Below are 490 nucleotides of genomic sequence, written 5' to 3' on the forward strand. Positions count from 1 at the left end.
CATTATCGCTCCCCTATCTCTCCTACAGGAATAGTTCTTCAGGATGGAAGGATAGCATATTAAAGATAACTGCCTAACACGCTCAATCTAAAGCATGCTGGGGTTAAAAAGCTTGTTTTGATTAATCATTTCACACTTTTTGACATAGGGGATTATTTTTTCTTTGATGCAGCTTCCATTTCCTTAATTTTTTCCTCTAATTCTTCAATCCTTTTATCTTTTGAAACAATCACAGAGGCTTTCCTTTCATTTTCGCTACTCTCACGATCCAATGTAGCTCTTAATTCATAGTTAGCACTTCGTAATTTCTCTTTCTCTTCGAGAACCTTTTCATATTTATCTTGGTAGCGTTTTGTTTCCTTTGATAATTCATCCTGAATATGTTTAATTTCTTTTTCTTTTTCTTTATTCAATTCTTGCTCACGAGCAAAAACATGTTTTTGACATTCAAATTCTAAGCTCTCTTTTTGTTTTTTTAATTCTTCTATTT

The 490-nt window shown here is 32.4% G+C and carries 1 pseudogene; it reads right to left on the reverse strand.

What is annotated here, in order from left to right:
* Positions 1–152: 152 nt before the first annotated feature.
* A pseudogene (locus AC2JF9_RS08545) lies at positions 153–490 on the reverse strand (hypothetical protein); the annotation flags it as partial.

The sequence above is a fragment of the Lactobacillus sp. C449L genome (genome assembly GCF_059900815.1).